The organism is Neobacillus drentensis (assembly GCF_021560175.1).
Lineage (GTDB): Bacteria > Bacillota > Bacilli > Bacillales > Cytobacillaceae > Neobacillus > Neobacillus drentensis_A.
In genome coordinates this window covers 3,358,552-3,372,188 of sequence record NZ_CP091110.1, presented here as the reverse complement: position 1 = coordinate 3,372,188, position 13,637 = coordinate 3,358,552, and the positions used below count along the sequence as shown (strand labels likewise).

The following is a 13,637-nucleotide window of genomic DNA, read 5'->3' as shown; positions in this document are numbered from 1 at the left end:
ATTTTTTGATTGATCTATGTGGAAAAGGAGGGAGATGGTCTCCCTCCTGTAAGGAGTGCTGATTAATTGGTTAACTTAGACTTATTCAAACGAGTTTTTGAAAAGATAGTCGTTAAGATAAATGGAACTACTATTGCAATCACCATACAGATCGCAAACACTGCCATATGTTTTGGCTGAATCGAAAGAATACCAGGAATACCGCCGACTCCAATGGAGTTTGCCATTACACCGCTTGCCACTGATACAACCGCTGCAATCATGGAACCAATCATCGCAGCTAAGAATGGGAAGCCGTATTTAAGGTTAATACCAAACATCGCCGGCTCTGTTACACCTAGATAACAGGAGATGGTTGCTGGGATTGAAACTTGCTTTTCTTCTTCATTTTTACGGTTGATAAAGATCATCGCAAGAACAGCTGAACCTTGAGCAATATTTGATAAAGCAATCATTGGCCATAGGTTTGTTCCGCCAAATTGACTTACTAATTGAAGGTCAATGGCATTTGTCATATGGTGTAAACCAGTAATAACGAGTGGAGCATAAGCAAATCCGAATACTGCGGCAAACAACCAGCCAAAGGATGATGTTAAGCTAGAGTAAACAACGTGAGAGATACCAGCGCCAATTTTCCAGCCGATCGGGCCTAAGATGGTGTGTGCGATTAATACCGTTGGAACTAATGCAAAGAATGGTACAACAATCATAGAAATGGAATTTGGAACGATTTTTCGTAGTCTTGTTTCAAAGAAACCTAATGTTAAACCAGCTAAGATCGCAGGGATAACTTGTGCTTGGTACCCAATCATTTTAATGTGTGCAAATCCAAAATCCCATGTAGGAATTTCTTTTGCACCGGCTACAGCGTAAGCATTTAATAATTGTGGTGATACTAAGGTAATACCAAGGACGATTCCAAGAATTTGAGATGCGCCCATTTTTTTCGCCACAGACCAGGTGATTCCGACTGGAAGGAAGTGGAATATCGCTTCGCCAATCAACCAAAGGAATGAGTGAACACCTGCCCAGAATTGAGATACTTCAATAATTGTCTTTGTACCGTTATCTACTAGTTTAATATCTCCGATTATATTTCGGAAACCCAGGATTAAACCGCCGACTACTAGGGCAGGGATTAATGGAGTGAAGATTTCAGCTAAATGTCCCATCATACGCTGAATCCAGTTCTGATTTTGCTTGGCTGCTTTTTTGGCTTCTTCTTTAGAAGTGCCATCAACATCTGCAATTTTTACAAATTCATTATAAAAGCTAGGTACTTCGTTACCGATGATAACCTGGAATTGTCCGGCTTGGGTAAATGTACCTTTTACAAGTTTAATGGATTCAATTTCTTTTACGTTTGCTTTACTTGGATCATTTAAAACAAAACGCATTCTTGTCACACAGTGGGTTACGGCTGCAATGTTTTCTTTACCACCAATGTGTTGTAGTAGTTCTTTCGAAGGATCTGTATACTTCGTCATTTTCTTTCCCCCTAAATAAATGGCGTGATGACCATTTTCTTCCTTAAATTTTCTAACCTTTCTATCCAAGCGTTGTGTACGGTTTCATTACAAATCACAGCTTGTATATACAAGTTTTGTTTACGTTTTCATTCTAACTTGTATATACAGGTATGTCAACCAATATTTTTTACGTTTTTAAAATAATTTTTTAGATTTAAAGTCACTATTATTTTAGTGATAATGTAATTAAAACATGCATGGATGTAGATTAGATAGAAACGAGAAAGAGCTATTTTAATATTCTGAAATAATTATTAAAATTACTTTCCTACTTTACAGTAATAAATATTGATAGAAGATTTCGAAAATGGTAAAATGAACTTGTTTAAATTCTTCTGAGTTTAGACCTCCTAATTGTGAGAGCTTAGCCTAGACCACTAAGTTCTTTATTTGAACCTTTGAATCTATTCAAAGGTTCCTTTTTTCGTATTGGCATCCTGTAGAGAGTATTTGCTATTATAGATTTACCTACATGTCCTTATGAAAAGTGAGGTTACAAAACAGTGGAATTTATGACGTTTGATCAGTGGAATGATGAAATTTGGGACAAAGTCTGTCCGATTTATGAACAGGCATTTGCTGATAAAGGGGCAAAACCGGAAAGGATTATCCGAAATATGTTTTGGAAACAAATTTGTTTTCTACATATCTGTTTTATTGATGGGCGAGCAGCAGCGATGGCGTTAACCGGTAAATTGAAAGATACAGAGTCGTTGCTTATCGATTATTTGGCGGTGAAAAAGGAACAGCGAGGGCAGGGGACGGGGATTCGTATGTTAGAATATATCGAAGAGTGGGCGATGACTTCGGAAAATTGTACTAGTTTAGTGATTGAGGTCGAAGCCGAAGAAACGCCGGAAAATCAGGCACGGATTGTTTTTTGGGAAAAATGCGGTTTTGTCTTAACGGATTATATCCACCACTATATCTGGGTACCCGAACCTTATCAGGCTATGTATAAAAAGCTAAAGCCAGAAATAATCTTTCCAATGGATGGGGAGATTCTTTTTAGCTTAATTGGTCAATTTCATAAAGCGTCCTTTCAAGTATGATTTTTTTGAAACCAATGGGTTACTGTCCCACGTTAAGGATTATAAACCAGTGATTCACTTCTATCTAACTGCTATTCTAAAAATCTGTCTTTCCACTTAGATGATGGCAGCAGACAACTTTCGTTTCTTCCAAACCATTTATACCGGTTTGCTGCCACGATATCATAAACAAAATCCCTTACGAAAGGAGGCACGACCAGGAGAATCGTAAACAGTTTCCAGAGACCATTTAGCTGCTTGCACACACGTAAAGCGGCATCGGATTTTAGGTATAATTTTTCATCCTCTATTAAAACAAAGCTGTTAACATCCATCTTCTGGCCATGTCTTTTCAACAAACCCTGACCAATCTTTCCTTGAAGAGAGGTAAAGTGAAATTTCCCATTAGGATCTCGTTTTAAAATGAATTTAACACTGCTGTTGCAAAGATTACATTCACCGTCAAATAAAATAATTCGTTCCATTCAAAACACCAACTTTAACCAATGTATCATTAGCATAGCATAGAAGATGCCTACACCATAAAGCTTCAACATTTTTCTGATAAAAATTACGTAGAGAAGAAAATAACAGAATGGAATTACATATGGTTAACTAGGCGTTTTTGTACCAACTATTTTCAAGAACTTTGAAACGTATAGATAAATTATTCGTACTATTAAATAAAGGGGGAGTTCTGATGGAGGTTAATGTGGGGATCGATTTTTTTACCATTATGGAATTCGTAGTTCCGATTTTTTTTATCGCTATTGTGGGAATCATCTTATTTATCATCATAATGGGGGTAAAACAATGGAGCCATAATAATAAACAACCACGCTTGCACGTTAACGCAGCCTTAATCTCAAAAAGATCCGAAGTAAGTGGAGGTGGAGCTGACCACTCCTCAAGTACTTGGTATTATGCAACTTTTCAATTTGAAAGCGGGGATCGCATGGAATTTACCGTCAGTGGAAGGGACTACGGCCTTTTGGCTGAAGGGGATGTCGGAGAACTAGTATTCCAAGGAACCAGGTATCACGGGTTTACCAGAAAACAAAACGATCATGAACCAGCCGCAACCAATCGTTCACTATCCTGATTGCAGATTCCCTACAATTTAAAAGAGTGTCACAGGACACTCTTTTTAGATTTTGCTTATTAAGCTGCATGAAAAAGCTTGTTTAAAATGGGGCTAAAAAAAATCGGCTACGTCATATGCACGGTTTTAATGTGCTGGAAGTTAATATGAATCGGGTCTTCTTTTGCACTTATTAATTCAACAAAATTATTATTAATGGATTGAATTCTTCCGATCACATTTTCATTTTCAGCAATATTAAATACGATTAACTCTCCAACTAATTTTTCAATCTGGACCTCAAAGGACCTGGCAAAAGAGAGGTTGCTTGGACTAACAGGCAGGCTGGCGTTACTTAGGCCGTAAGGACGCTGATTGTTCGTATATGGGATTAACCATTTTAAATGGTTTAACGAAATAAACATGGTTTTGTAGATGGGGGAGTAAAAGACAAAGTAATTATTCATGATACTAATGATATAACCATGTAAAGCTTGGTTACTTGTGACATAAATTTCTGTAAAAATTCCTTTTGCTGCCGTTAGAGTTTTCCGTAACGAGATCTCTTCATTATGATTATAAATGGGTGCTGGTTCATCGTTGAACGTAATTTCATCAATTTCATATTGCTTCATAAACTGCCAATTTTGAATATGAATGGTAGGAATATAAAGATAGTCTATTCCGTTAAAAAGAACCCATAAATCACTCCCGATATCTACTAAAAGTCCATAAATATATTTCTTTCCGGAAATTTCAATTTTAATATACTTACCAATATTTTCTTTCATTTTCACGGACTTACTCACATCCTTTCCTTGGTATTTCCATTCACAAATAGAGATGGGCTGAAAACATCAATTCTTTATCCATGTTAAAAACGCATTTGTTTGCCCAGCTCTTATTTGTAAGAGGACATGGATGCCTTAAAAATATTTGTTTGATCGAGCAATAGACATGTTTTCATGTGCAATGTGGTCAATTAAAATCTAAAGGTTCGCTTATTGTTACTTGGCCAACCTGCAAATGGGAACGTTCTTTCTTGACTGCGTGAAGCGGGTTCACCGTTAAAGAAGAAGCCTCTGGTTTCTTGGTTTGTTTGTTTCCATACTTTATTCGTATCGTTATAGACTTTCTCCTGTGAATAAGTTTCAGTTTTCTTAGATACAGCATTTACGGTTTCTTGAGGTTTTTCGTGTTTCTTTTCTTTTTTAGATGCAGGTGACGTGGTAGTTGATTTGGAACCCATTGCTTCACCCTTTTTGTGTTCTCTATGAGGCAGTTCGTTTATTGGTACTTTTATTTCACTTTTAAACATTTGCATTGGTTCAAACTCGTCAAGGAACATATTTCCTTTTGCTGAAGGATCATCGAGTAAAGATGGTTCATGTTTGTATGAACCTGACCATACCACCATTTGATTTGGCACCGTAACCTCTGATGATTCAGCTTCCATTTTTATCTCGAATTTTTCGGAGGTGGATGGGGATTTTGATTTCTTGTCACTTGCTTTGGTTTCTGTCTTATATTCTTTCGGTGAATGATTGGAAAAATGATCTTTCACTTTTTCTTTTGATTTATTCGTTTTCTCTTTTGAATCCTTCACTTCATTAGACTCTTTTGATTGGTCCGTTTCGGTTTTCTTTTTTGAATCCTTCACTTCATTAGACTCTTTTGAATGGTCCGTTTCGGTTTTCTTTTTTGAATCCTTTACTTCATTAGACTCTTTTGATTGAACCGTTTCGGTTTTCTTTTTTGAATCTTTCGCTTCACTAGACTCTTTTGATTCTTTATCTTGATTATTCGTTTCATTCTTGCTTTCCGTTTTTTCCTGTTCGTTTTTCTCTTGTTTTTCTTCTTTAATTACTCCTTTTAAAATATTAGAGATCTGGGCTACCTTGATTAGGATTCGCTCTTCGCCATTAATCAACGTAACAAAATCTTCATCAATCTCGCTTAGTACGCCGTAAAAACTTTGCTTATTAATACTCAAAATCGTTACCCATGAATATTGGAAAGAGCGTAAAAGCTCCATTAAGCTCTGAGTTTTTTGGAATTCAACAGATGCGTTTTCAGGCCGAAACTGCTTTGTATTTTTAAGAATCGCTTGGATTTTATCAATGTTATAGTAGAAAATATAGTTATTTTCAGTTTCTAGAACCACATGGTCAGTTTCTACACCAATCAATTTTCCTTTAAAGATGTCTTCACCCACATAAAGATTTACCTGAAACCCTTTTAGTAAATCCAATGCAGCTGAAAATTTTTCTAACCCCATGTTTCATCCTCCTTAAGAGATAGTGGGTCGCTTCTCTGTTTGGAGAAGCGACAATAGTCATTACTCGTTATCTTCGTTGTCCTCATTTTTTTTGCTATCATGATCCTCATTATTGTTATCAGAATTGTTGCTGTTGCTCTCGTCATCATTTGATGATTTCTCTACCATCAGGCCGTAGCTAATGTTGCGAATGTGCTTCAATGAAAAACGAACCACTTCTTCGTTCACGATGAGAGAGGCATAGTGTTTGTTAGAGTCACTTAGTACACCCTCTAAAGACTCTGGACCACCATCACGGTTTATTTTCACCCATTGAAATCTGATGCTTTCTAAAAGTTTATGAAAATTTTCTGCAGTCTTAAAATCTAATTTTTCAGGAATTTTCAAGCCCAATTTCATTGCATCTTTAGAACTTTCTGTGATACTTCTGACATGGTTCGTTTTATAGTAAACCACACCGTCTTTTTCTGTTAGAAGTACAAAGAAGTCTTCAAATACAGCAAGTAATTTCCCGATTCTGGATTCTGGACCGCCACGATCTACCCTAATTGTTTTGCCAACATGCATGTTCATAAGTTCTCTATCCATAAAAGTTTCTTCCTCCTTTAATAAATAAACATTTACACTCCATCTATATGTATCACGGGATGACGTTGTACTAATAAAGAGGCCCTTTTTCGTATTTTTTGAAAAAAATAGGCAAAAAAAAGTATATGATATTCAACCATATACTTTGTCGTCCTGTAGTTTAATTAGTTGCTGCTTTAAGTAATTATTCCGTTTTTCAATGAAACGAACAATAACGTCCTTTTCCGAATCAAGTGTATTTTCTTTTCTGTTAATATAAGGGTCCAATTGTAAATAAGGCTTCAGTGTGTCGAAGAGATTTTCTATTATTCCTATTTGGGTTTCAACCGTAAAATGGTTGTCTAAAATGCAGGAAAGAATCTCACAATATTTCTTTTTAAAATCAGGAACGTAAAGTAGTCTGCCTGTTAAGGTATTGTACCCAGTTATAGGTACAAAATCATGATCAAGCCGTTTTCCGTGCAGATCTCTGCCCCAAGTCCCGTCATAATCCCATGGAGTTATTTCAAAAGTGTTGGTTTCACTATTTCGGTAAAGTGCATAATTATGGATAAAGCCATCAAAATTTTGGGTACAAACAACTCCCGCCAGCCAGGTTAGATACTGGTCCACATTTAGCACCTTTGTTATTTCTTCTTCAAACTCCTCATTTTTAAGGGTGTTCGTTTTGATGATTAAATCTTCTACATGTGATAAATCATCCTCATCACCATATTTAAGGGTATATCCTTCGAGTAAATCCGTTTTTAATTTTTTTTTCGGTGATAACAGGGAGAAATTTGCGTAATAGTTAGTTGCATATACAATGGGTCCCTTTGGTAATTTTCTTTTTTGTAAGAGAAATTGATCGAAAGACTCGATCTCTAAATAAATCCCTTTACAAAAACCATTTATATAGAGAAGAACATGCTGGGAGTGAGGAGAGATGACACCAATGGAATCAAAGAAATCAAAGGAAAGCTTGTTACGACTAAGTGAGATATCATTGTACTCCGCGTTTAAATGGATCTCATGAGCGCCATTAACGGTGAATGGTTTTTGAAAAATAATGTTATAGGATTTCTTTTTATTCTTGCGGATCACATTTCCTCGATAGGCCAAGCCAATTGTATATTGATTGTTTCCTATTTTGAGGACTGCCGGTACATGTTCATTCATCCATATATCTTTATTGAGCTGGTTTAATGTCTTGGGATTGATAAAAATTTCATATTTTTGCAATTTAAAAACCCCTATTAAATACATATTTTTTAGAATACTATGCTCTGTCTTTAACAATGGTGCCGCTTATGGGCTACTTGGTTATTTTCAAAAAAATAAACTTTTGTCTATTACCCTTTCAGTATTTCTCCCATAAATTATCAATGAAGTATAAAAATATTAGAAAGTGGTGGAGTGTTTAAATGAAAATGGTAATGGAAGACCTGCTTACACAAGCACAAGAGAACGGGGTAATTGAATTCTTAATCAATAACCCTGTTGAATTTAAAAAAGGGCCAAAAGGTCCTAAAAAGTCTGAAGGTTCTAAAGGCAGTAAAGGTTCCCAAGGCAGTAAAGGTTCCCAAGGCAGTAAAGGTTCTCAAGGCAGCAGAGGATCTCAAGGCAGCAGAGGATCTCAAGGCAGCAGAGGATCCCGAGGCAGCAGAGGTTCCCAAGGCAGCAGAGGTTCTCAAGGCAGCAGAGGATCCCGAGGCAGCAGAGGATCTCAAGGCAGCAGAGGATCCCGAGGCAGCAGAGGATCCCGAGGCAGCAGAGGATCTCAAGGCAGCAGAGGATCCCGAGGCAGCAGAGGATCCCGAGGCAGCAGAGGATCCCGAGGCAGCAGAGGATCTCAAGGCAGCAGAGGATCCCGAGGCAGCAGAGGATCCCGAGGCAGCAGAGGATCTCAAGGCAGCAGAGGATCCCGAGGCAGCAGAGGTTCTCAAGGCAGCAGAGGATCCCGAGGCAGCAGAGGATCCCGAGGCAGCAGAGGTTCCCAAGGCAGCAGAGGTTCCCAAGGCAGCAGAGGATCCCGAGGCAGCAGAGGATCCCAAGGCAGCAGAGGTTCTCAAGGCAGCAGAGGATCCCGAGGCAGCAGAGGATCCCGAGGCAGCAGAGGTTCCCGAGGCAGCAGCGGTTCTCAAGGCAGTAGAGGATCCCGAGGCAGCAGAGGTTCTCAAGGCAGCAGAGGATCCCGAGGCAGCAGAGGTTCTCAAGGTAGCAGAGGATCCCGAGGCAGCAGAGGATCTCAAGGCAGCAGAGGATCCCGAGGCAGCAGAGGTTCCCAAGGCAGTAAGGGTTCTCAAGGCAGCAAAGGCTCAAAAGGCAGCAAAGGTTCCCAAGGCAGCAAGGGCTCAAAGGGAAGCAAAGGATCGAAAGGCGCTAAAGGTCCTAAAGGTCCTAAAGGCCCTAAAGGGAACAAATAATTGGATTTATAAGCCGGTACTTCAACAAGTAGCCGGTTTTTTTTTGTCCTTCAGAACAAAATGCTAGCAATTTTATCTAAATCTACATAAATACCTAATTCAATTAAACAGAGTAAAGTGCCTAAAAGTAACCTGCTAGGCAATTTACTATTTAGTACAAAAATATTTATCTAGATAAATGCTGATTTGTGTGATTACGGGATATTCGTTTAGAACAAGCCTTCATGTTAGACGTACTATATGGCAAGGACAAGAAGAGAATAAGCGAAAAAAATCAGAAGGAAACAAAATGAAGGGAGTAAATTAACTTTTATGTATCATCATTTGACGGTGATTGTTACGATAACAGCTTTTATTCTAACTATGGTGATGATCTTCATCCGTCCCAAAAATATGAACGAAGCGATACCAGCTACGATTGGAGCGGTTCTGGTCTTCTTGAGCGGTAGTGTGTCAACAGGTGACTTGCTTGACATCAGTTCTAAGGTAACGGGAGCTGCGATTACCATTATAGCCACGATTGTCATGGCAATCGTTCTTGAGAGCATCGGCTTTTTCAGCTGGACCGCGGCACTAATGCTTAAACTCTCAAAGGGGTCTGGTTACCGTTTATTTTGGTATACCTTGCTGTTATGCTTTTTAATGACGTTGTTTTTTAATAACGATGGAAGTATTCTCATTACAACACCCATCCTGATTTTAATTTTAAATAAATTAAAATTAAAAAACGCAGAAAAAATTCCCTTTCTTTTAAGTGGAGCTTTAATTGCCACTGCTTCAAGTGCTCCGATTGGTGTAAGCAATATTGTGAATCTGATTGCATTGAAAATTATTGGAATGGACCTTTATCTTCAAACCGAAATGATGTTTGTTCCGGGGGTCTTGGGTTTACTGTTTTTAGCCTATTTGTTGTTCCTCGTTTTTAAAAAGAACATCCCATCCCAAATCCGCTTCCATTCGTACTCCATTCCCTTGCAGAAAAACCGTCCATTCCATCCTCTCCAAGAAAATTCTGAAAGCCTATTTACCCAACAGAAGAACCTAATGATGAAAATGTTATTCTTCGTTTTTATCGTAAGAATTAGTCTTTTTGCCGCTTCGTTTATCGGCATCTCCGTTTCATTAGTAGCGGTTTGTGGCTCGTTAATTCTATTGATATGGAGATGGATGTATTTAAATGTGAGTCCAACGGATATCCTTAAAAAAATACCCTGGCACATTTTAATTTTTGCCTTTAGCATGTATGTGATCATTTTTGGATTACACAATATTGGATTAACGGCCTATTTAATTCAGAATCTTAAACCGCTTGTACAAGACAGCTTCTTACATGCAAGCTTGACTATGGGGATCATAACCGCCTTTTTATCCAACATTTTTAACAATCATCCTGCTTTAATGGTCTCCACTTTGGCATTAACAGAAATGGGACTGGACCCCCTCATTATGAAAACGGTGTATTTAGCTAATATAATTGGAAGTGATATGGGATCCCTTATCCTGCCAATTGGAACTTTGGCAACCCTCATCTGGATGCATATTTTAAAGAAAAGCAAAATTAAGATCTCCTGGGTAGATTACATTAAAGTGACGTTAATCGTCATACCGCCAACCTTAATCTTTACCTTAATCAGTTTGTATCTATGGCTCATGCTCATTTTTGTAAAATAGGTCATCTAAACAAGTTTGATGAAAGTTCCTCATTCATTAAACTTGTTTTTTATTTTGCTTAAAACATCACTACACACTTTTTTCATTTATGAATACTAAATAAGGGGGAACACTTATTAAGTTCGGGATACAAGGATGTGAAGGGGATGTGGTAGAATTCCCGCTAAACCAACAAGAATTAGCACAACGGCTAGAAAATATCTATAAACAAATCATTCAATCCAGTTATCATCTAGTGGATCCACATGACTTGCAGGGCGATGCGAGGATGTGTCGAGACAATTTGATTTCATATCTAGTACTTCGGGAACAGCACTTACTGAGTTTGCGTCAAGAACTTACGAATAAAGGGCTAGCTGATCTGATGCAATCACCTGAACACCTTTTATATACACTAGAAAAAATAGTAGGTTATTTACCGATCTCTTTACCATCGCAAAAAAATTTGCTGGTTCCCACTCCGGACGAATCAAGTAAAATCTTAACAAAACGGACAAATGAGCTTTTCGGGAACCGAATGAACCAACCAGCGATTATGGTCACAGTGGATTCTAAAGTCTTGAATAATCCGAGCCAGATAGAGGAGTTACTACGTAATGGCATGGACGTTGCTCGAATCAATTGCGCTCATGATGATCAGGATATATGGAAAGATCTCATTGATGCAATAAGAGATGTAGAGAAAAAGTTGAGGCTGGAAGGAAACTATCATAAAAATGATTGTAAAATCTATATGGATTTAGCAGGTCCCAAGGTACGGGTTGGGAAACTGCCGGCTGCTCCTATTTTAGTAATGAAAGGGGATCGGCTCCGATTATATTTGAATTCCGAAGCTAGTGGGCACCCTGCTCTTGAAAATACTCCGGCTGGCGTTCCGGTTACACTGGAAAAAGCGTTTAGAAATGTTCGCGTAAACGATTCTATTTTTATCGATGATGGGAAAATCCGTGGATTTGTCACACAGGTTACCAAAGAAATTGTGGAAGTAGAGATTGATTCACCCGCGCTCAAACCGATCCGGATCAAAGAAGGGAAGGGATTAAATTTGCCAGATTCTCTGTTAAGTTTAAATCTTCCGGCCTTAACGAAAAAGGATTTGGCGGACATACCGTTTATTACTAAGCACGCAGATATTGTAGGAATATCTTTTGTTCACTCCCCACTTGATTTACGAAAACTGCGGCAAGAATTAGACATACTTAATCGCACGGATATGGGTGTTGTCGCTAAAATTGAAACAAAGGATGCAATCCATAATTTGGCGAGAATCATTCTAGAAGGATTACATTTTAAGAGATTCGGTATTATGTTGGCAAGAGGCGACTTGGCCGTTGAGGTCGGTCTAGAAAATTTATCCTTTGTACAAGATGAAATTTTAACCATTTGTTCGGCCGCTTACACTCCTGTAATATGGGCAACAGGTGTACTGGAAAAGCTCACAAAAAAAGGGATCCCCACGCGTGCAGAAATGACCGATGCAGCCTATGGGACTCGTGCAAACTGCATCATGTTAAATAAAGGAGCTTTTGTTATCGATGCAGTGAAAATGTTAGTGAAAATAGTCAATACAGGGGTAGTTGATCCGCCTAGACAGAAGCAGCAATTGGATTTAACTTCACAATATGGAATATTTGACCCAAAAAGCAAATCATAGAAAATGGCGTGTTTCAACGATATCGTTGACACGCCATTTTCTATCATTCTATTGATAGGAGCCTTTTTTATAATCTTGTTCCATGATCTCGTCAGGAACCATACTCCCGCCAGTTGCCCAAACAATATGAACCGCATTTTCCATTCTCTCTAACAAATGTTCCTTTTTTAAAAATAAATGGCCTTTCTGCGACAGTTTTACCGGGCCAATCATCCCGGCGAGAGCCGAGGGTTCTAATCTTATATTCTCTGTATCAACTAAATCCTTTAAAAGTTTAAAAAGCTCCTCATCACTAACTGTATAAGCCCCGCTTAAAATGGGCTCAAGAATTCTGCCGACGAATCCAGAAGGCCTGCCAACAGCCAGTCCATCCGCTGCGGTAACATTATCAATACCTAAATCCTGGACGGAGATCTTGTCATGGAGCCCTGTCATTAGTCCGAGTAACATGGAGGGTGAATGAGTAGGTTCAGCGAAAAAACAGTAGACATGGTTTTGGAACAATTGTTTTAAACCAAATGTAATCCCTCCGGGAGCACCGCCGACACCACAAGGAAGGTAGATAAATAAGGGATGATCTTCATCCACTTTTATTCCAAGCTCTTCAAGTTGATGTTTTAACCTGATCGCCGCCACAGCATATCCAAGAAATAAATGCTTTGAGTTCTCATCGTCTACAAAGTAACAATGAGGATCTGATTCAGCCTGAATACGGCCAGAAGCCACTGCTTTGCTATAATCCGCCTCATATTCGATTACTTGGACGCCTTTACTTCTAAGCAAATCCTTTTTCCATTGTTTCGCATCAGCTGACATATGGACGGTTACCCTAAAACCTAATTTAGCACTTATAATCCCGATGCTTAATCCTAGATTACCAGTCGACCCAACCGCAATCGAGTAGTTCGAGAAAAAACGCCGGAAATCTTCACTGTCTAAAATAGTATACTCATCTTCCTTGCTAAGAAGTTGATTTTCGATGGCTAAATCCTCTGCATGTTTGAGGATTTCGTAAATGCCGCCTCTTGCTTTAATCGAGCCGGAAATGGGGAGGTGGCTATCACATTTTAACCATAAATCTCCCAAAAATGGCTGAGCGTAATTCTCCGCTAATTTTAGTTTCATTGCCGGAATTGCTACCAAGTTGGATTCAATGATGCCATTGGTACCTTTGGTTTCAGGAAAAACTTGAGCGATGTAGGGAGCGAATCGGTTTAATCGTTGTTCTGCGTCTTGAATATCCGCAAACGTGAGCGGAGCGTCTTGGAGGGCGTTTTGAGCCGTTTGGATAGCAGGATTGAACCAAAAAACTTCTTCGAGTGATTTCATCTTTTCGAGTAAGATTTGTTTTTCTGATGGCATTTTGGAATTCCTCCACTCATTTTTCAACATGATAAGTT

Annotated in this window: 12 protein-coding genes; 5 read left to right on the top strand and 7 right to left on the bottom strand. The window is 38.6% G+C overall.

Annotated features, from left to right (window positions below; translation table 11 throughout):
- Positions 1–62: 62 nt before the first annotated feature.
- A complete protein-coding gene (gene treP / locus L1999_RS15795; RefSeq protein ID WP_235739425.1) occupies positions 63–1,487 on the bottom strand; it encodes a PTS system trehalose-specific EIIBC component in 1,425 nt (474 codons plus the stop codon).
- A 554-nt stretch (positions 1,488–2,041) separates the two neighbouring features.
- Between treP and L1999_RS15790 the strand changes: the two genes are divergently transcribed.
- Complete coding sequence (locus L1999_RS15790; RefSeq protein WP_235744366.1) at positions 2,042–2,581, top strand: GNAT family N-acetyltransferase; 540 nt, start codon at positions 2,042–2,044, stop codon at positions 2,579–2,581.
- A gap of 71 nt (positions 2,582–2,652) precedes the next feature.
- On the opposite strand, the gene L1999_RS15785 is transcribed toward L1999_RS15790, so the two are convergent.
- The gene (locus tag L1999_RS15785; protein WP_235739424.1) at positions 2,653–3,045 is read right to left on the bottom strand and encodes a thiol-disulfide oxidoreductase DCC family protein; all 393 of its coding nucleotides are present in this window, start codon (positions 3,043–3,045) and stop codon (positions 2,653–2,655) included.
- Positions 3,046–3,260: 215 nt separating this feature from the next.
- On the opposite strand from L1999_RS15785, the gene L1999_RS15780 reads away from it, so the two are divergent.
- Positions 3,261–3,662, top strand: coding sequence for a DUF2500 domain-containing protein (locus tag L1999_RS15780; RefSeq protein WP_235739423.1), 402 nt, complete (start codon positions 3,261–3,263; stop codon positions 3,660–3,662).
- Between the two features lie 107 nt (positions 3,663–3,769).
- On the opposite strand, the gene L1999_RS15775 is transcribed toward L1999_RS15780, so the two are convergent.
- The 4 genes from L1999_RS15775 to L1999_RS15760 all read right to left on the bottom strand — a co-directional run bounded on the left by L1999_RS15775 (position 3,770) and on the right by L1999_RS15760 (position 7,752).
- Positions 3,770–4,432: a DUF2642 domain-containing protein gene (locus L1999_RS15775; protein WP_235744365.1), complete on the bottom strand. Its 663-nt coding sequence runs from the start codon at positions 4,430–4,432 to the stop codon at positions 3,770–3,772.
- Between the two features lie 191 nt (positions 4,433–4,623).
- The gene (locus L1999_RS15770; protein ID WP_235739422.1) at positions 4,624–5,919 is read right to left on the bottom strand and encodes a hypothetical protein; all 1,296 of its coding nucleotides are present in this window, start codon (positions 5,917–5,919) and stop codon (positions 4,624–4,626) included.
- A 60-nt stretch (positions 5,920–5,979) separates the two neighbouring features.
- The gene (locus L1999_RS15765; RefSeq protein ID WP_235739421.1) at positions 5,980–6,507 is read right to left on the bottom strand and encodes a hypothetical protein; all 528 of its coding nucleotides are present in this window, start codon (positions 6,505–6,507) and stop codon (positions 5,980–5,982) included.
- 132 nt (positions 6,508–6,639) lie between these two features.
- Positions 6,640–7,752 carry a CotH kinase family protein gene (locus L1999_RS15760; protein ID WP_235744364.1) on the bottom strand — a complete coding sequence of 371 codons (1,113 nt, stop codon included), beginning with the start codon at positions 7,750–7,752 and terminating at the stop codon, positions 6,640–6,642.
- A 234-nt stretch (positions 7,753–7,986) separates the two neighbouring features.
- Here L1999_RS15760 and L1999_RS15755 point away from each other — a divergent pair, with 234 nt between their 5' ends.
- The 3 genes from L1999_RS15755 (at position 7,987) to L1999_RS15745 (ending at position 12,237) form a co-directional block, all read left to right on the top strand.
- Positions 7,987–8,979, top strand: a complete 993-nt coding sequence (locus L1999_RS15755; RefSeq protein WP_235739420.1) for a hypothetical protein — start codon at positions 7,987–7,989, stop codon at positions 8,977–8,979.
- Between the two features lie 245 nt (positions 8,980–9,224).
- Positions 9,225–10,583, top strand: a complete 1,359-nt coding sequence (locus tag L1999_RS15750) for an arsenic transporter (protein ID WP_235739419.1) — start codon at positions 9,225–9,227, stop codon at positions 10,581–10,583.
- A 148-nt stretch (positions 10,584–10,731) separates the two neighbouring features.
- Positions 10,732–12,237: a pyruvate kinase gene (locus L1999_RS15745; RefSeq protein ID WP_235739418.1), complete on the top strand. Its 1,506-nt coding sequence runs from the start codon at positions 10,732–10,734 to the stop codon at positions 12,235–12,237.
- Positions 12,238–12,285: 48 nt separating this feature from the next.
- On the opposite strand, the gene L1999_RS15740 is transcribed toward L1999_RS15745, so the two are convergent.
- Positions 12,286–13,599, bottom strand: coding sequence for a D-serine ammonia-lyase (locus L1999_RS15740; RefSeq protein ID WP_430539967.1), 1,314 nt, complete (start codon positions 13,597–13,599; stop codon positions 12,286–12,288).
- Positions 13,600–13,637: the final 38 nt, after the last annotated feature.